A 16,933-nucleotide genomic window follows, 5' to 3' on the forward strand; every position below is an offset into this window, starting at 1 on the left:
CTTAACCTTCTACTACTGCCAAGATGTCGTTGTATTTAACTACGATAAATTCCTCACCGTCAAGTTTAACATCTGTGCCTGCGTATTGTGAATAAATAACCTTATCGCCAACTTTTAAGTTGTCTTTTTTCTTTTCGTCATTTTCTATATCAGCGCTGATTGCAACTACTTGTGCGTATTGTGGTTTTTCTTGGGCACTTTCTGGAAGGACGATTCCAGAAGCTGTAGTTTTTTCTGCTTCAGCTTTTTTTATAACAATTCTATCTCCGATTGGTTTTAAATTCATATTATTTCCTCCTGTGAAAATAAAATAATGATAGCTATGTTAGCACTCATACTCTTTGACTGCTAACTCCTAATTATAATATACTAATAGGATTTATTTTTTCAAGAGTATTTTCGCTTAAGTCTTATTTATCCATATAAAAGGCTAGTCTTTCAACTAATTTCACCACATCTTTTTTATTTGTAGCGCAAAGGGCAATCCTAATTCCCTTGGCAGATGGAATGGTAAAAATATTTTCTTTTTCAAGTTTTTTTGTAATCTCAAAGGCCCTATCTGTTGGAACAAAGGCAAAGAATCCACCAAAATATGGGATTATATCTATCTTGTGTTCTGCCGCTTTTTTGACAAAGACATCTGCCCTTTCCTTAAGCATGGCCTTTAAAGAAGCGAGTTCCTTATCGTATTCTCCCTTGTTTTCGTCCTTGGCAAGGTCAACTAGGATTAGCTGTGGGGCGTGGACCCCATTTGACCAATTACACCTAGCAGAAGTCGCCATAGCTTCCTTAAAGTCATCTATAACTTCTTTAGAACTTGAAATCCCAACCACAGCCCCACTCCTAAGCCCATAGGCTGTGTAGGCCTTTGACATAGAAAAGGCAACAAGGACCATGAGATTTTCTGGAAGCTTTGAAAATTTCTTGAAAAATTTCTTCTGCTCTCCATTTCCTGCAAATTCGATGTAGGCCACATCTATAATTAGGGTGATTTTCTTGCCCTTAGCGACAGCTTCATTAGAAATTTCCAAAACCCTGTCCCATTCCTCATCTGAAAGCGAATAGCCGGTTGGGTTATTACCTGGAGAATTGATTATAGATACCATTCGGTCGTGGTCTTTTAGGGCCTGGTCTTGGCAAGCTTTGTAGGCTTCTAGGTCAAATTTAAAGTTTTTGGTGAAAAAATTATAGGTCCTAAAGTCTCTGTCAAATTCAATGCACATCTTTTGATAAGGCTGCCAAAAATAATCGTGGCAAATAACAGGATCACCAATGTCAGCATAAGAAAAAATCCCATTTCTAATGGCCCCTGTCCCGCCTGGTGTGGAAACTACTTCCATATAGGCATCAGGCCTAGAATCATCAAAAAGAAGGTCGAGGACTGTTTCCCTGAAGGCCTTTTCACCCTCGATTGGTGCATATGATGCGATAAGGCCCCTATCCATGGTCTCAAGCCTTTTATAAAAAGAATCAAGAGCTATGATATTTCCCTCATCGTTAGCAAGAGTGCCAAGCACAGCGTTTATTACATTTTCCTTGCCAAATTTAGCCTGGGCAGCTTTAACCTTGGCATTTATTGAAAAAGCGAGATCCGGACCAGAATTTCCGCTTTTTTTAATAGTCATTGTCATACTTTTCTCCTTTACTAGGTTTTATATTATTATACCGAATTTTTTTCTTATGACTTGATTTTTGCCTGGCAAATTGGGTAAGAATTTAAAAAAGAAGGAGATTTTATGACTAAATATAATAAAGAAGATTTAAAGAAAAAATTAACCGATATCCAATACAAAGTGACCCAAGAAAGTGGGACAGAAATGCCATATTCATCAGAATACGATGATTTTTATGAAGATGGGATTTACGTTGATATAGTCTCTGGGGAAGCTCTTTTCTCATCAAAAGATAAGTTCAATGCTGGTTGCGGTTGGCCTTCCTTTACCAGACCAATCGAGGGCACCGAACTAACCGAAAAAGACGACTTCAAGCTTATGAGAAAAAGAATTGAGGTCAGGAGCAAAGAAGCCGACAGCCACCTAGGCCACGTCTTTCCAGACGGACCAAAAGAAGCTACAGGCTTAAGATATTGCATAAACGGGTCCGCTCTTCGTTTTATCCCAAAAGATAAGCTCGAAGAAGAAGGCTACGGCGAATATCTAAAAATTTTCCAATAGAAAATGGGGCTGATTTCTCAGTCCCTTTTTATTTCGCTTATTTTATAAATCCTTAATTTCCTAATGACTAAAGCAAGCCCTAGATAAATTAAGGAAAATAGTCATTTACAGTTTTAAATTAGGAAATTTTCCTTAGATTAAATAGAAATTTCTAGTCTTTTTTAGTTTTCTTGCTAAAGTAAAGCCCAGCGCTTGATAAGGCCAAAATCCCACTAACAAAACCTAGACCAGCCACGCCTGTCCTTGGGCTTGTATATTTATTTACAACTGCCTTTGCCTTATTTGGCAGAGCATTTTGAGTTTTTACATTTTCTTTTTTAGAAATTTCCCCATCCGCTATTAGTTTTTTATTCTTGTTAGCTTTTGTCAGGTCTTTGCCATCTTTAGATGGATTTTCCTTTTGTTTTTCCTCATTTTTAGTAGCCTTATTTTCATCAGACTTTTTGCCATCATTATCTTGGGCCTTGTCGATTTTTTCATAAAGGGCTAAGTATTTCACGCCTTCTACAAATTCACCATTAGCCTGGAGTTTTGGACTCCAACCGACAAATTTCAAAGACTTATCTTTTGGTATTGCAATCGGAATCACAAGTCCCTTATCCTCCGCCTTAGCCTCGCCAAAAGTCATAGTTTCCTTGACGTCAAAGGCAATAATTTGGCCATAATCAAAGCTTTGATTATATTTCAAACAAGCATCCTTGCCCGGATCAAAGTAAATCCTCTTATAACCCTTTGGTATTGGCCTATAAATGTCGGTGTTGACCCTAATTACACTTTCCTTTGGAGCATCCTCAGGCTTTAAGCTAGGTTTTTTGTCTGAATCTTTTTTGTCCTTATCGCCACTACTTGGCTTATCCTTGCTATCGTCTTTTTTGTCTTTATCCTTGTTTTTGTCAGGGTCTGGTTTATTAGGGTTGTCTGAATGTTCTCCGCCCTTATGACCTGTATTTCCTTCATTCCCTTCCCCTGGTTTTGGTCCAGAAGGTTCTTCTTTCTTCTTTGTAAAGGTCCACGTTCCAGTGAACTTATTATTGTCTTCTGATACTTCTAATTGGTTTTTATCCCAACCTGCAAAGGTCCAGATTCCATCGTCTACTCCTACTGGGTCGAAAGTTTTTTGTGGAGCTTTGATTTTCTCGCCTTCCTTTGCCTTTCTTGCTTCTAATTCACTAAGCATATGCTTGATTTTCTCAGGTAGGTTTTGGCCTTCACTTCCACTTACAAATTCGTAGCTAATATTTATCTCTTTAACCCATTTTGCGTAAATTGTGGTATCCGCTGTAATAGGAGTTTCAAATTTAAATTTATTTTCGTAATTACTTTCACAATACCAACCTTCAAAAGAATAGCCTGCTGCTTGTGGGTCATTTGGTTTCTTAGCTAATTCACCTTTTATTACACTTTGTGATTTAATTTCGCCATGATTAGCCATATCAAAATCAACTTGGTAAACTTTTGTAGCATTTATGTAATCAGCCTCTAATTCTAGGGTCAAGTCATTATCATGAGTATTAATAACCTTTCCAAGATTATCAAAAGCGAGCTTGACCTTCTTATCAAGGCCATGGGTCCTTTGAGGATTTTTAAATATCACATCATAAACAAAGTCAAAGTCTGTCATAAAATCGGAAACACCATCAGGAAGGGTTAATTTATAATAGGTTTTGTCCCCTTCACTCACTACAGATTTTTCCAATTTAACTAATGATTCATCATGAGTTTTCCTTATATAAAATTCCTGGTCAAGACTATCATCATCCGCCTCTTTTTCAATCAAAAAGCTAGGATTAATCAGATATTGTTTTTGATTTGCTTTTTTTAGGGCATCTTGATAAGCAGTGTTTGCATTAGAAATTCTAACAGGAACTACAAATCTCACTGTATCATCAGTCCCAGCCTCGGCTTTGCCAGACACTTTTTTATAATCATTTTCATCTGATTTTTTTATTAAAATTTCAGAAGGCTCATTGGTTGTACCCCCAAAACTCAAGTCCCCAACCTTAGCATTAAGCTGAAAATTTCCACTGGCTTGGTCGTTGAGCTTACTTCCTTCTGGAATATTATCTTTCTTAATAAGTTCCTTCCCATCCTTGTCATAATAAAGATTCGCTTTAAGAGACATGGCATGATCTGTATTAAATAAGCAATTATTGTCATTACCGTCTTTTCTCTCCCAATTTTCTTTATTAAAGGGATTATTATAATCTTTATTGAAAAATACAGTATCTGCCCTGATTGTAAGAGACTTTCCTGGTTGGATTCGTAAAGGCTTATTTAACTTCAAGGTAGCTTCAATTGTATCTTTCTCGATAAATGATTTATGTATAGTTAATTTAATTCCTTTTTTGTCATTATATTCCCCAGAAAGACCCTTAAAGTGAATGTCATATTTGTAATCTTTTAAATATTTCTCATCATAGAGTTCATCTGCCTTGATTTTAAAGCTTGAAATATAAATATTTTTAGAAATTATAGGTGCTTTATTTGAATCATTTGCTGGGCATAAAATTTCTCCCAAATAAACATCCTTATTTGAATTATTATGGACAGTAAAGTACCAAATTGTGTTGGTATATTGTCCGTTAGGATATAGATTTTGACTGCCATATTCGGTTTTAAGACTAATATCAACATCAATCTTATCTTGATTTTGATTTCCATCTTCTAAATTATGATCAATATTGCTTGTAATTTCTTTTTCAACTTTATCAGTAGAAGCATAAGCTTTTTGACTAATAGCCAGACATGGGGCTATTTGACTCAAACTAAGTAGACTTGCCAAAATAAATGACAATGTTTTTCCTTTTTGCACATTATCCTCCTAAAATCAATTGCTATTTCAATAGTACTATAAAATCGCCTTGCTTGTAAAGCCTTTTTTACTTTTTCTTTCTAATTTCAAAAAAATCTCATTTAAGCTAACTTATAGAAATTAAGATAAATATAAAACTATAAATTAAAGATATAATACTTTAGAATACTTAATATATGAATAAAAAAACGGCACCACCTTTTATTAAGGTTTTGCCGTTTAAAATCTTATTCAACCAAGTCTTTTAGTCTGCCTGTTAATTTATAGTTCACTTTTTTGAGTTCCTCTATATTTTTAACTCCTAAAAGAGCCATGGTTATTTTTAGTCTGTGGTTCATTTCCTTTAGATAGTCGAAGCAAGCTTCGTAGCTGCCTAGGAGGAGGTATCTTATGGCTTCTCCACTTATTGCAGCCATGTCAGCTCCAATTATGATGGCCTTGGCAAGGTCGACAGCTGTTTTTATTCCGCCTGATCCTATGATGAAGATGTCATCTGATAGGCTCCTTGCGTTGATGATGGCCTTGGCTGTTGGGATTCCCCAACCGTAAAATTCCTTATAGTCTGATACAAAGTCTCTCATATCTTCGATTTCTATGAAGTTTGTGCCGCCGCTGCCTGATACATCAATGTATTTAACTCCTGCATCTATTAGCTTTTGGCAAACTTCTTTTGATAGGCCGTTGCCAGTTTCTTTGACTATTATTGGCATATCAATATTTGCGACTAGGTTTTTTATATTTTCGTAATAGCCCTTAAAGTTTTTGTCACCTTCAGGCATGAAAAGTTCCTGGGCCACATTTAGGTGGACTTGGATTGCGTTGGCGTTTATCATTCCTGCAGCATTTTTGAAGTCTTCAATGCTTCTTTCTGCGCCAAGATTTCCTATCCTTAAGAGGTCTTTTTCCCTTATTAGGGAGAAACTTTCCTCTGCTTCTGGGTCTTCAAGGCCAATTGTTTGGCTTCCTACTGCCATTGGTATGTTTAGATTTTTGCAGATTGAGGATAGGTCCTCGTTTATATCTGCACTTAATTCTCCACCACCTGTCATGGCGTTTATCATAAGGGGCATGGATATTTTCCTGCCCAAAAATTCTATAGATGTGTCGATTTCATCAAAATTTACATCTGATAAACTGTTGTGGTCGAGATAGATATCGCCAAATAAGGGGTCGTTATAGTCGGATGTTTTTAGGTAATTTTCAATATGTTCGTCTTTTCTTTCACGTCTTTTGCTCATAATAAGTTTCCCTGACTATTCGTCGCCTTCTCCGCCTGCTGGAGGTTCTATGCTTAATCCAGGTTCGTACTCAACTACTCCAGGATCTCCTGCTGGTTCTTTGTGATTGTCAGGGGCTGGAGTTTCTGTTGGTTGTACTTCGTGGGTTTCAGCTGGTGTCTCTGTTTGAGTTTCTGTCTTATTTTCCCTATGGCTTGGTTTTGAACTTGGGTTCTGTTTTGCTGGTTCTTCCCATTGTGGTTGTTCATGTTCATACTCATAATTATAATTATTGTTGTAATTATTATTGTAATTTTCCTTATAATTTGGTTGGTAGGTTTGATTATTTATATTATTTGTCTTTGGGAAGATATTTACAGGTGCATCTTGGTTTACAGATGAGTAGTTTGATTCAGGTAGGCCTGAGTCAGCTTCTGTCCATTTTTTGAGTTTGAAGTCACCAAATTCTTTATCAACTATATCCCAAGTTCCTCTTTCATCTGGTATATAATAACTGATGTTGTTTATATAGGCACCATTGCCTGGTACTACAAAGGTCTCTACCTTGTCAGAAGAGAAGTTTGGGATGCTCTTAACTAGGTTAACCATAGCGGACATTGGTAGGTTGGTTTTGACATACTTTATATAAGAAGAAAGTACAGTCAAAAGATTCATTTGGCTAGATTTCTTAACAGCCTGGTCTACCATGGCCTTGACGAAGTCTTGCTGGGCATGGACCCTGCCTATATCTCCATTATCGTAAATATGTCTGGTCCTTAGATACCACATGGTGTCTGTACCGTTAAAGTGGTTCATGCCTGGTTTTATGTCGAGAGTCCATTTTTTGATGTTTACACCCTCTGGCACTTCATAATCAACCCCACCTATAGCATCAACTATATTAACTAGGGCCTTGTAATTGACCTGAACATAGTAGTCTATATCAAGACCTAGGAAATTCCTCAAACTTTGTAGGGTTAGCTCGATGCCGCCAAAGGCGTGTGCGTGGTTGACCTTGTCATAGGTATTTCTCACAAGGACTCTGGAGTCCCTTGGGATTGACAAGAGCTTGATTGTCCCGTCTTTGACATTTGCCTTCATAAGCATAATTGTATCCGTACGGGTGAAGTCTTCGTTTCCTTGCTCACCTGCTGCCTGGTCGACACCGACCATTAGGATTAAATATTCATCTTTACTTGTCTTAACAGCCTGATCTTCAAATGTCCCACCATTTGCATAAGTCTTAGCATTGGTCCTTTGGTCTAAGAAGTCAAGGACAAACTTGCTCGCTACAAAAGATAGGGCAAAAACAAAGATTAGGGCAAAAAATTTTTTTATCTTCATAATTTTCCTTTTCTCGATTCATTATACCCTAAGTCTTGCTTATCTTTAAAGACTTTTACAAATATTCCCAGAAAATATTTCCCAAAGTCCACTAATTGCTTGATTATTTCCCAAAATTAATTATAATTAGAGTATTCATCACAAATGTGAAAAAAATATTTATTGGAGTTATTATGGAAAATAGAAATAAATTTTCTTCAAAATGGGGATTTATCATGGCCTGCGTGGGCTCGGCTGTGGGCCTTGCCAACGTTTGGGCCTTTCCCTATCAATTAGGCTCAAACGGAGGTTTGGCATTTTTATTGCCCTACCTACTTTTTGCCTTCATCTTTGGCAGGGTAGGCCTTGCCGCAGAAAATGCCATAGGCAGGAAATATAAATCAGGCCCAATGGTTGTTTATAGACAAGCCTACAAGGAAAGAAACATGGAAAAATTTGGGAGAATCATTAGGTGGTTGCCAATGATAGGTGTAGGACTTTTGTCAATCGGCTATGCAGTTGTAATTACCTATGTCCTAAAAGCCCTAATCGACACAATCACAGGAGAGATTTTCACCCTAGAAAGTGCTGCCTGGTTTGAATCCATATCGGAAACTGACTTTAGGGTAATCCTTCCTCACCTTATTTTGATGGTCCTAGTTTATTTTGCCCTAGCCTATGAAACCAAGGGCATTGAAAAAACCAACAAATTTATCATGCCCCTATTCTTTTTGCTCTTTCTAATCCTTGCTATCAGAGTATTTTTCCTAGAAGGAGCCATGGGCGGTTATAAATTTATTTTTAACATGGATATAGGAAAGCTAAAGGAAGTTAAAACTTGGGTCGCAGCCATGGGCCAGGCCTTTTTCTCCCTATCCCTAGTAGGAACTGTAATGGTAGTCTACGGGTCATATCTGCCAGACGATGAAGATGTCATCAAGGCATCAACCATCACCATGGGCCTTGATACCCTATCAGCTATGATTTCAGCCTTCGTAATGCTACCAGCCTGTTTTGCCTATGGATTTTCGCCAGCAAGTGGACCAAAACTACTCTTTGTAGTCTTGCCCCAAGCCCTAAAAGAAATGCCCCTTGGAAGGCTATACGGAATAATACTCTTCCTAGCAGTTGTCTTTGCAGGGATTTCATCAATCCAATCAATGCTAGAAACCATCACCGAAGCCATAGTCTATAGTTTTCCGAAACTCAAAAGAAAAATGGTCCTAATTTCACTAATTGCAACAATTTACCTAGCAGGTATCTTCATAGAACCAATCTCAAAATGGGGTCCTTGGATGGATATAGTAACCATCTACATCCTCCCAATCAGTGGCATAATCGGCGCCATCACTTGGTTCTGGGTGATAAAAAAAGAAGAACTCCTAGCCGAAGTAAACAAGAGCGTAGAAGGCAAATATGGATCTGTTTGGTACTACACAGGCAAATTCATCTTTGTACCCCTTGCTATAGCCCTATGCTTCATAGCAATGAGATACCATATTTCTTTTTAGGAATTATAGAAAAAGGCAAGACCAAAAATATATGGTTTTGCCTTTTTGATTTAGAATAAATTTTTAATCTGAGATTTCAAATCATTATAAATACTTATTACAAAATCTCACGTATTTTTTTGCTTTTTGCTCAATTGTTCTTGGAATGCTAAGAAATTTTTACGATTTTGACTGTGCTCTTCAGCTATTTCTTCACTAGTTCCATACTTTTTTGTTGCCAACTCGCGGCATCTTTCCTCTTCCTCTTCGGTCATAAATAACATATGCCTGATTTTCTTATTCAATTGGCTGAATTCTCGCTCTTCTTCTGGTGTTAATTCTCTATCCATAACTAATCCTCATCAGGCGCAAACCAGACAAGCTTCCTCCCCTCTTTCTTAGCCTTGGCACTTTCTTCCTGGTATCTTTTGATTCTTTCTTTTTCTTCTTCTGTTAGCACAATGTTGTTACTTTCTGCTGTTGTTTTTCCTAATGCTATCCTAATAATCAAATATTCTCTATTCATTTCAATCCCCTGTATTATAAACTCAAAAAACCTACAAAAGAAAATACCTAATACATATCTGTAGCAAAAAACACAATACGCCTCTCCTCTTTCTTAGCCTTTTCATACTCTTTTTTGTACCACTCAATGGCTTTTTTGTCTTCTTCTGTGAGTACTATGTCATAATCCTCTGCTTTTTCTGCCCCAAGTGCTATGTCTATGATTAAATATTCTCTATTCATTTTTCATCTCCTATATTTTATAAACTAAAAAACACTCCTGCAAAAAGCCTAATCCATATCAGGAGCATAAAAAACAATATGCCTCCCCTCTTTCTTAGCCTTCTCAGACTCTTTTTTGTACCACTCGATAGCTTCTTTATCCTCATCTGTAAGTGTGATATTATTTGCCTCTGCACTTGTCCTGCCAAGTGCTATTCCTATCAATAAATATTCCCTATTCATAATTTTCCCACTTGCAAAATAAAAATGACTCGTTAAATAAACAAAATCGGATAAAAATAGAATCATAAATTGAAAATATATAAGAAATAAAATTGAAAAAAAATAGGTGATTAATAAAAAATCGAATTAAAAAAAGTATTAATATTACCATTAATATTATACCACTTAAAAGCTCAGTTTAAGTATGATAGAAAACTATAACGCAAATATTTATAAACCCCGCGGGTGCGGGTAGAACCAGCCCTTGACAAACATTGAAATTCCAATGTTTAGAGTGTAACATTTTTTTGATTTTTTGTTACAAATCGTGAAAAGCACCCAAAAAAATCCACTTTTTCGCATTTTTCAAGGTGCTTCTCACAACCATTTTTCTTCACAATTGCAACTATTTTGTAACCTTTTTACTCAATTTTTCTTGTAATGCGAAGAAATTTTTGCGATTTTGTCTAATTTCCTCGGCCTGTTCCTCCTTAGTTCCATACTTTTTTTCATCCAATTCATAATATCTTTGCATTTCTTCTGTAATAGGTGGTGCTGTACGTACCAATTGCCTACTCAATTCACTAAGTTCTTGCTCTTCTTCAGGTGTTAATTCTCTATTCATTTTATCCTCCGCTTATAAATATGACATCCGACCATCACAATCCATGTCACTTTCCAACTCTTGAATATACCAATCTAAGTATTGTCTCGCCTTCTTATAGTCTTCTAGCCCGTTCTTTTTGTTGGCTCTTAAAATATACTTAATTATATTACCTTTATAAAAGCTAAGAAAACCAACAGTACCCAATACACTTCTGAGAATATCATTACTTCAATATCCAATCCATCTAACTTATAATGGTTAGGACTAGATATAACATCATTCTTCTTATCCATTAAATCCTCCCACTTAGGATCATCCCCGCCTGTGCGGGTAGAACTTTAACAATGTTTGTTTGTGTAACAAGATGGTAGGATCATCCCCGCCTGTGCGGGTAGAACAGTTTCAAGTATATGCTCCAACCCGTGAAATCAGGATCATCCCCGCCTGTGCGGGTAGAACTTTCGGGGTCGCCGTACCCGCAAACGAAAAAAAGGATCATCCCCGCCTGTGCGGGTAGAACTTAGAAGAGCTAAAAGCTGGCGAAGTTTTCAAAGGATCATCCCCGCCTGTGCGGGTAGAACCATTTTTCAGCCGCTTTGCTTATAACTTCTTTGGGATCATCCCCGCCTGTGCGGGTAGAACAAAAAGTAGAAGCAGGTGGGGAAGAATATGTTAGGATCATCCCCGCCTGTGCGGGTAGAACACAAGAAAACCAAATATTAAAATTAAAATTATAGGATCATCCCCGCCTGTGCGGGTAGAACGCTACACCTTGGGGGCAAATTACACCAGATGAAGGATCATCCCCGCCTGTGCGGGTAGAACAGGTCTTCTACTACGTCCCTGTCTAATCCGTCAGGATCATCCCCGCCTGTGCGGGTAGAACGTAACAATTTGTATATCTTGGTTCTATCGTTCAGGATCATCCCCGCCTGTGCGGGTAGAACACATCGCTTGCCTGATTTTCTCTACTGATTTTAGGATCATCCCCGCCTGTGCGGGTAGAACCTTGTATAGAATTCTTTTGCAGAAATATCTCCAGGATCATCCCCGCCTGTGCGGGTAGAACTAAGAAAAGTGTCTTTGGAATTTAGGAGATGGAGGATCATCCCCGCCTGTGCGGGTAGAACAAGACCGACAGAAAGAAACAATGATCACAAATAGGATCATCCCCGCCTGTGCGGGTAGAACTTATTTTAATTACTTTTGAATAATTATTCGTTAGGATCATCCCCGCCTGTGCGGGTAGAACAAAGTGACCACGAGCCAATCGAATTTACAAAGAGGATCATCCCCGCCTGTGCGGGTAGAACGTCTACGCCTGCTTCTTTTAGCCTTGTTTCGTAGGATCATCCCCGCCTGTGCGGGTAGAACCCTTATTGGTATATATAAGGTAGATTGATTTTGGATCATCCCCGCCTGTGCGGGTAGAACATTAAAAAAATCCCATTATTTAGCCAATTTGCATCTCAATTTTAAGCGTTTTCATTCACTTTGATTTTCTAGTCTTTTTGTAAGCTTTTCTAGCTTTCCTATTAACTTTTGAGTTATTCTCGCATCTTCTAGGGCCCTATGAGGCACTTTTTCATTTATTCCGTATTCTTTTACTACCGTTTCTAGCTTATAATTTTTAAGAAAAAGTTTGTCGTTTTTTACATATTTCATGACATCATAGGTCATATTTTTAACCTTAGGTTTTTCCTGCCTCTTTAGGGCCTCATTTATAAATTTTATGTCAAAATTTATATTATAGCCTACGAGAGTATCCTCTCCTATAAAATGTAAAAGTTCATTTATAGCCCTTTTTTCATCTTTTCCCTTTTTTATATCTTCTTCGCTTATCCCAGTTAGGTCCCTTATTTTTTCTGGAATTTTCATTTCCTGCCCCATAATTGTAGAGTATTCCTTGATTTCTTTGCCGATTCTTATCGCCCCTATTTCGATTATCCTGTCATTGATTGGGTCAAGACCGGTCGTTTCCAAATCTATTATTACATAGGCCTTGGTCTTTTCCTGGGATTTTAATCTAGAATATTTTTTGGCCTTTCTCATTTTTGCGGTCTTGCTGAAGCCAAGTTTGTTTTCTTTTTTATTCTCTTTGGGATTATTTGGTGTAAATACCAAAGGAATTCCGTCAAAATCAATTGATATTTTATTTGAATTATGGGTTTCAAATTTATAACCTATTTCATTTCTGTAGGCATAGGTCATTGTGGCTTCCCCACTTCCTACGCTTTCTACGACTCTATCCCGTAGCTCTTCCCTTATTTTTGTATTGAAATTTCCTACATAGACTCCAGTTGATATCTCTTGCATCCATTTTGTGAGGTCTCCTCTTAAGGATGGTGGAGAATTTTTTAGGGTAATTACTGTAAGTGGCATTTTAAATCTCTCTATAAGATATGCCATGTTTAGCATTTCTTTCTTTGTCGTCCCAAAGTTCAATGATTTCTGTGGATATTTTATCCTCTTCGGATATGTCCATCAGATATTGTAAATCTTCTACAATTTTTCTCATTAATTTCCCATCGACCATCCTATCCCTAAGGCTAAGTCTAGCGAGCTTTCCAATATCGTCGCCTTCTTTGTGTTTGCTTGCCAGCTCAAAGGCTAAGGGAATTGTGATTTCTGCCTTGTAAAGGTCAGCAATATCGTAGACAAAAGACTTATCATGGCCTGTATGGATAAAACCAAGTCCAGGACTCATACCCAAGGCAACTATGACGCTGTGGCAAACTCCGTACAAGGATACATTTAGGGCTGAAAGAGCTTGATTTACTGGATCACTATCTTCAAAATCTTCTACTTTATAATCTCGCCCTTGCCATTTTACATTAAATTTTTTGGAGTAGTCGAGATAAACTTTTCTAATTCTCGAACCTTCCCTGCCACGAAGTTGCTGCATTGTTAAGTTTGAAACATCTTCACCCTCAAAACGCATGGCGTACATTTTCCTTGCAACTGCAAGTCTCGTCCTTTTATTAGAAACTAATTTGGCTTGTTTTTCTAAAAACCTAGTCGTATGGGCAAGACTCCTGCCGTGAGCGTAGTATCTGACTCCTCTTTCACCCACCCAAATTACTGACGTGCCAACATCTCCCAAAATTTCCATTGCCCTGTGGCTTATGTCTGTGCCTGGTCCTAGCAAAAGAACTCCAATAAGTGATACAGGTATATTTACAAGGCCACGATAATCGCTAACTGTGATTGCACTGTCAATCCTATTTATTTTTGCATGTTCGACATAAATAAAGCTTACCCTATCAGATATCCTTGGCAGTTCTGATAATTCTGTCTTTTTTGCCCCTGATATATTTTTCATTTTTCTGGTATTATAGTTAAAAACCCACAGCCGTAGGCTTTTTTCTTGCCAATCCCATTAACAAGAGCAGCTTTGAATTTTTCTAAATCTGTTATAGTGAGTATTCCCTCATAGGTTGCAGATACAATATCTTTCCTAGATTTTTTAGTTTCACCCTTGTCGGTATGCATAAAATATTCTTTATCTATCTTGCTTATGGCAAATTCACCTAGCTTAACTTCAAATCCATTTCTTGCTGCCTTATCGATTAAAAATTCATTTAATTTTTCATTTGGAACTGGCATAATACGTCCACGCTTAGTAGGATTTTTCTCGTCTTTGTAGGCTCTGACTGTATTTAGTTTTATTTTAAATTTCGCCTTCATTCCTTCCTTAAGAGAATCCAGAAATTGATCGTAATTCTTAACACCTGCTGAGGACTCAAGCCCGTATTTTTCAAGCTTTTCCATATCAGGCTTATTTTCGCTTAAGACTAGAAGGTAATATTTATCATAAACATTGTCTATCCTCCAAAGTTTTCTAGAGCGATTTTCTTTTGAAAATTTTGGAAAAGAATCCTCCACCCAAGAGTGGTAGCAACCCAGGTGAGTGAGGTCTTTCATCTTTCTTCTGTTATTTATATCTATCTCAACTCTTGATAAATACATATCCTAACCCTCCAAGCTTTCATATACGTCAAATGGGTCTTTATCGGCCCCTGCCATAAGAATGCTAGATCTGGCTTCAAATCTCGGTCCGAATTTACGTTCTTTTTGAGAAAATGAAACAACTCTGTCATTTCTAATTGTGTGAGGATTTTCTGGCAATAGGTCCTTGTCTGCATATATATCTGCTCGGTAATTTTTATTTTTCTTTTTATACCAAGAGGCAGCCTGCCAATCAAGGTTTTCTAGGGCCTCTATTGGGCCTTTTTCACTTGTGCCCAAGATGAAACTTCCTGGCAATGGACAAGAACGTCTACCCATGAAAGGTTGGAAATATGGGTACTTCAAGGCTTGTAGGATTTCATCCATCCACCCCTCATCTTCGTGGGAAATAGCCACTACATACACAGCATCTTCCATATAATAACGATTTGTAACGTAGGTTCTGTCAAGGTCCCCATTTGCCTTAACTTTTCTAGCTATATGGAAATCTTTTTTAAGGACTCCTTCTTGGTCGACTCTTACAGCAAAATCAAGGTCATTTAATTTTTGTATTTTCTCATCTTCATCACGATTATAACCTAGACTTGCGGCAATTATCCCAATTACCCCAGATTTTGATGGATAATAGTCACTCATCCTCGTTTCAAAACGAGATGAAGTCCCCCATGACTGCATGGGCCCTGTTAATTTTAATAAGATAGTTTTCACTATTATCACCTAGGCTTCTATGTTTTTTTCTATTTGATCCCCCAAATCTTCTAGGAGGTCATTTAGATTTGCTTCTGACTTTCCTATCTCATTTACTTCTGTTTCGCCTAAAATTAAATAGGCTGTAAAGACTGGTTTATCAAGGATTTTGTCGTATTTTGTGTATTCGTCAAAAAGTTTTTCTATTGACTTATCTACATAACCATTGTCTGATTTAATTGGTTCTTCGAAGGCACTTACCATATTTAATGGCCTGTCAGACCTTAGACTTACAACTACTGCTTGAGGTAGGGTTTGATTGGCAAAGGTGTTTATTTTGCCTGTTGGCATAGATTCTACGAAAGATTTTACAAAAAGTTTTGTTGCATTGATGGTTTCTTCCTTGTCTTCTAGCTGCCTATAGAAATCATGAAGGGCAATATTTGCATAACGGTAGAGAGTTGATGAATTGTATTCAACTGTACCAAGCATGCCAGCACCTGCATTATCTTCTGGAGCTAGGTCATCAACAGCTGTAAAGAAGTCAAATTCACTTTGGATGGCGTGGGTTGAAATCGCGTGGGCAACTTGGCTGGATGCATCTTCATTTAATATAGTATTATCAGCTACCATCCTACCAAAGAGAGCTATATCAATTGAAATGTCATCATTCAAGATTGCTTCAAGTTGTTTTTTATCAGTAACTTTATCAATACTAGCTTGGGCAAGTGTTTCTGCTTGCTTGTCGCTTAAAAAGAATAAGGCTTTAGCTTTTTGGTCTTTAGTTGAAATCTTTGCAGCATTTATAGTTTTATCAGCCATGGTCATAGCATCTTCTAAATTTATTGACCCATCTTTTTCAATAATTTTATTAGCCACATATTTAACAATTTCAAGCGATCTTATGCCTACATTTGCCACATCACCGTTTTCATTAAAATATTTTCTGATAGCCCTTTTCCAAGACTGAGAACTGACCCTAGCCCTTGTAACACCTCCATATTGGGCAGTTTTTGGGCTACCTGTATCGTCCCTATTGATATTTGCTGGTGGTACAGTTTGGATAGCGTGGATGTCTAGGAATAGTCTGTTATCAATTTTATTTTGCATTGTTATTTTCCCCTTCTTTTTTATTTGATTTGTAATAAGATCTTGACCATTTGATTTTGAGCCCTTCTCTTTGATTTTTCAAAAACCAATAAAGGTCATCGGCAAGGCTGGCATAGTCAACCTTGGCCTCTGATTTGGCCTTCAAAAGTTTTATTATCTGCCTTAGGTGGTGGCTTAATTCTTCAAAACTACTTGATGTTATCATGGCATTAAACCTTCTATCGATTGCCTTATCTTCGTCATTATTTTTTCTCATTGAGTTTAAAGAATCGCCTAAGTTTTGCCTTCTCTCACCTTCTTTATAATCAAGCTTTAGAACGGACTCAACTTTGGCTTGTTGGTGGAGGGCATACATTTGAACAGCTGTTAGGATTGACTTTTCATAATCATTTAAATTTTTATTATAGCCTAAAAATTCTTCTGGAATATTTTGAAAAACATAGGCCAAAGCATCCATATTAACTGACGAATCCTTATTAATCGAATTTCTAATATTAGCAAAGATGGCCTTTGTACCAGGATTTTCTCTAGTATTGTCAAGTTCCCTTAAAATCCTTGCTGTTTCCTTATAAACATTTAATTTAGAATCTTCCATC

Annotated in this window: 20 protein-coding genes and 1 CRISPR repeat array; of the genes, 2 read left to right on the forward strand and 18 right to left on the reverse strand. The window is 37.3% G+C overall.

Annotated elements, in window-relative coordinates:
- Position 1: 1 nt before the first annotated feature.
- Both J2Z38_RS07910 and J2Z38_RS07915 read right to left on the reverse strand, forming a co-directional pair.
- Positions 2 to 286, reverse strand: a complete 285-nt coding sequence (locus J2Z38_RS07910) for a co-chaperone GroES (protein WP_209774578.1) — start codon at positions 284 to 286, stop codon at positions 2 to 4.
- 124 nt (positions 287 to 410) lie between these two features.
- Positions 411 to 1,631, reverse strand: coding sequence for a pyridoxal phosphate-dependent aminotransferase (locus tag J2Z38_RS07915; RefSeq protein ID WP_209774584.1), 1,221 nt, complete (start codon positions 1,629 to 1,631; stop codon positions 411 to 413).
- 105 nt (positions 1,632 to 1,736) lie between these two features.
- On the opposite strand from J2Z38_RS07915, the gene msrB reads away from it, so the two are divergent.
- Positions 1,737 to 2,174: a peptide-methionine (R)-S-oxide reductase MsrB gene (gene msrB, locus J2Z38_RS07920; RefSeq protein WP_209774591.1), complete on the forward strand. Its 438-nt coding sequence runs from the start codon at positions 1,737 to 1,739 to the stop codon at positions 2,172 to 2,174.
- A 151-nt stretch (positions 2,175 to 2,325) separates the two neighbouring features.
- Here msrB and J2Z38_RS10725 read toward each other — a convergent pair whose 3' ends face one another.
- The 3 genes from J2Z38_RS10725 to J2Z38_RS07935 all read right to left on the reverse strand — a co-directional run bounded on the left by J2Z38_RS10725 (position 2,326) and on the right by J2Z38_RS07935 (position 7,547).
- Positions 2,326 to 4,986: an SHIRT domain-containing protein gene (locus tag J2Z38_RS10725; RefSeq protein WP_209774597.1), complete on the reverse strand. Its 2,661-nt coding sequence runs from the start codon at positions 4,984 to 4,986 to the stop codon at positions 2,326 to 2,328.
- Between the two features lie 227 nt (positions 4,987 to 5,213).
- Positions 5,214 to 6,227, reverse strand: a complete 1,014-nt coding sequence (gene fni / locus J2Z38_RS07930) for a type 2 isopentenyl-diphosphate Delta-isomerase (RefSeq protein ID WP_209774703.1) — start codon at positions 6,225 to 6,227, stop codon at positions 5,214 to 5,216.
- A gap of 12 nt (positions 6,228 to 6,239) precedes the next feature.
- Entirely contained in the window at positions 6,240 to 7,547 is a 1,308-nt protein-coding gene (locus J2Z38_RS07935) for an LCP family protein (protein WP_209774599.1), read from the reverse strand.
- Between the two features lie 173 nt (positions 7,548 to 7,720).
- On the opposite strand from J2Z38_RS07935, the gene J2Z38_RS07940 reads away from it, so the two are divergent.
- Positions 7,721 to 9,037: a sodium-dependent transporter gene (locus tag J2Z38_RS07940; RefSeq protein WP_209774601.1), complete on the forward strand. Its 1,317-nt coding sequence runs from the start codon at positions 7,721 to 7,723 to the stop codon at positions 9,035 to 9,037.
- A 107-nt stretch (positions 9,038 to 9,144) separates the two neighbouring features.
- Here J2Z38_RS07940 and J2Z38_RS07945 read toward each other — a convergent pair whose 3' ends face one another.
- The 13 genes from J2Z38_RS07945 to casB all read right to left on the reverse strand — a co-directional run bounded on the left by J2Z38_RS07945 (position 9,145) and on the right by casB (position 16,932).
- On the reverse strand, positions 9,145 to 9,366 hold the full coding sequence (locus J2Z38_RS07945) for a hypothetical protein (RefSeq protein WP_209774603.1): 222 nt from the start codon (positions 9,364 to 9,366) through the stop codon (positions 9,145 to 9,147).
- Between the two features lie 2 nt (positions 9,367 to 9,368).
- Positions 9,369 to 9,542: a hypothetical protein gene (locus J2Z38_RS07950; protein ID WP_209774605.1), complete on the reverse strand. Its 174-nt coding sequence runs from the start codon at positions 9,540 to 9,542 to the stop codon at positions 9,369 to 9,371.
- A gap of 47 nt (positions 9,543 to 9,589) precedes the next feature.
- On the reverse strand, positions 9,590 to 9,763 hold the full coding sequence (locus J2Z38_RS07955) for a hypothetical protein (RefSeq protein WP_209774606.1): 174 nt from the start codon (positions 9,761 to 9,763) through the stop codon (positions 9,590 to 9,592).
- 48 nt (positions 9,764 to 9,811) lie between these two features.
- Positions 9,812 to 9,985 carry a hypothetical protein gene (locus J2Z38_RS07960; protein WP_209774608.1) on the reverse strand — a complete coding sequence of 58 codons (174 nt, stop codon included), beginning with the start codon at positions 9,983 to 9,985 and terminating at the stop codon, positions 9,812 to 9,814.
- 385 nt (positions 9,986 to 10,370) lie between these two features.
- Positions 10,371 to 10,589: a hypothetical protein gene (locus J2Z38_RS07965; protein ID WP_209774609.1), complete on the reverse strand. Its 219-nt coding sequence runs from the start codon at positions 10,587 to 10,589 to the stop codon at positions 10,371 to 10,373.
- 12 nt (positions 10,590 to 10,601) lie between these two features.
- Positions 10,602 to 10,775, reverse strand: a complete 174-nt coding sequence (locus J2Z38_RS10775) for a DUF3310 domain-containing protein (protein ID WP_209774611.1) — start codon at positions 10,773 to 10,775, stop codon at positions 10,602 to 10,604.
- Positions 10,733 to 10,864, reverse strand: a complete 132-nt coding sequence (locus J2Z38_RS10670) for a hypothetical protein (RefSeq protein ID WP_263641978.1) — start codon at positions 10,862 to 10,864, stop codon at positions 10,733 to 10,735. Before J2Z38_RS10670 ends, J2Z38_RS10775 begins: the two co-directional genes overlap by 43 nt.
- A 15-nt stretch (positions 10,865 to 10,879) precedes the next feature.
- Positions 10,880 to 12,005: a CRISPR direct-repeat array (repeat unit 29 nt; unit sequence AGGATCATCCCCGCCTGTGCGGGTAGAAC).
- A 51-nt stretch (positions 12,006 to 12,056) separates the two neighbouring features.
- On the reverse strand, positions 12,057 to 12,980 hold the full coding sequence (cas2e, locus tag J2Z38_RS07975) for a type I-E CRISPR-associated endoribonuclease Cas2e (protein WP_225304654.1): 924 nt from the start codon (positions 12,978 to 12,980) through the stop codon (positions 12,057 to 12,059).
- On the reverse strand, positions 12,955 to 13,893 hold the full coding sequence (gene cas1e, locus J2Z38_RS07980) for a type I-E CRISPR-associated endonuclease Cas1e (protein ID WP_209774613.1): 939 nt from the start codon (positions 13,891 to 13,893) through the stop codon (positions 12,955 to 12,957). The genes cas2e and cas1e overlap by 26 nt, the downstream gene beginning before the upstream one ends.
- Positions 13,890 to 14,540 carry a type I-E CRISPR-associated protein Cas6/Cse3/CasE gene (gene cas6e, locus J2Z38_RS07985; RefSeq protein ID WP_209774621.1) on the reverse strand — a complete coding sequence of 217 codons (651 nt, stop codon included), beginning with the start codon at positions 14,538 to 14,540 and terminating at the stop codon, positions 13,890 to 13,892. The genes cas1e and cas6e overlap by 4 nt, the downstream gene beginning before the upstream one ends.
- Before the next feature lie 3 nt (positions 14,541 to 14,543).
- A complete protein-coding gene (cas5e, locus tag J2Z38_RS07990; protein WP_209774623.1) occupies positions 14,544 to 15,248 on the reverse strand; it encodes a type I-E CRISPR-associated protein Cas5/CasD in 705 nt (234 codons plus the stop codon).
- Between the two features lie 9 nt (positions 15,249 to 15,257).
- Positions 15,258 to 16,337: a type I-E CRISPR-associated protein Cas7/Cse4/CasC gene (gene cas7e / locus J2Z38_RS07995; protein ID WP_209774625.1), complete on the reverse strand. Its 1,080-nt coding sequence runs from the start codon at positions 16,335 to 16,337 to the stop codon at positions 15,258 to 15,260.
- Entirely contained in the window at positions 16,327 to 16,932 is a 606-nt protein-coding gene (gene casB / locus J2Z38_RS08000; RefSeq protein WP_209774627.1) for a type I-E CRISPR-associated protein Cse2/CasB, read from the reverse strand. The genes cas7e and casB overlap by 11 nt, the downstream gene beginning before the upstream one ends.
- Between the last annotated feature and the right edge of the window lies 1 nt (position 16,933).

It is taken from the genome of Anaerococcus degeneri (genome assembly GCF_017874475.1).
GTDB lineage: Bacteria > Bacillota > Clostridia > Tissierellales > Peptoniphilaceae > Anaerococcus > Anaerococcus degeneri.

Coding starts and splice junctions, on each gene's coding strand:
- J2Z38_RS07950 (WP_209774605.1), bottom strand. CDS start 9,542: ATGAATAGAGAATATTTGATTATTAGGATAGCATTAGGAAAAACAACA.
- cas1e (WP_209774613.1), bottom strand. CDS start 13,893: ATGAAAAATATATCAGGGGCAAAAAAGACAGAATTATCAGAACTGCCA.
- J2Z38_RS07935 (WP_209774599.1), bottom strand. CDS start 7,547: ATGAAGATAAAAAAATTTTTTGCCCTAATCTTTGTTTTTGCCCTATCT.
- casB (WP_209774627.1), bottom strand. CDS start 16,932: ATGGAAGATTCTAAATTAAATGTTTATAAGGAAACAGCAAGGATTTTA.
- J2Z38_RS07915 (WP_209774584.1), bottom strand. CDS start 1,631: ATGACAATGACTATTAAAAAAAGCGGAAATTCTGGTCCGGATCTCGCT.
- cas2e (WP_225304654.1), bottom strand. CDS start 12,980: ATGGCATATCTTATAGAGAGATTTAAAATGCCACTTACAGTAATTACC.
- cas6e (WP_209774621.1), bottom strand. CDS start 14,540: ATGTATTTATCAAGAGTTGAGATAGATATAAATAACAGAAGAAAGATG.
- J2Z38_RS07955 (WP_209774606.1), bottom strand. CDS start 9,763: ATGAATAGAGAATATTTAATCATAGACATAGCACTTGGGGCAGAAAAA.
- cas7e (WP_209774625.1), bottom strand. CDS start 16,337: ATGCAAAATAAAATTGATAACAGACTATTCCTAGACATCCACGCTATC.
- J2Z38_RS07940 (WP_209774601.1), top strand. CDS start 7,721: ATGGAAAATAGAAATAAATTTTCTTCAAAATGGGGATTTATCATGGCC.
- msrB (WP_209774591.1), top strand. CDS start 1,737: ATGACTAAATATAATAAAGAAGATTTAAAGAAAAAATTAACCGATATC.
- J2Z38_RS07945 (WP_209774603.1), bottom strand. CDS start 9,366: ATGGATAGAGAATTAACACCAGAAGAAGAGCGAGAATTCAGCCAATTG.
- J2Z38_RS07910 (WP_209774578.1), bottom strand. CDS start 286: ATGAATTTAAAACCAATCGGAGATAGAATTGTTATAAAAAAAGCTGAA.
- J2Z38_RS07965 (WP_209774609.1), bottom strand. CDS start 10,589: ATGAATAGAGAATTAACACCTGAAGAAGAGCAAGAACTTAGTGAATTG.
- J2Z38_RS10670 (WP_263641978.1), bottom strand. CDS start 10,864: ATGGATAAGAAGAATGATGTTATATCTAGTCCTAACCATTATAAGTTA.
- J2Z38_RS07960 (WP_209774608.1), bottom strand. CDS start 9,985: ATGAATAGGGAATATTTATTGATAGGAATAGCACTTGGCAGGACAAGT.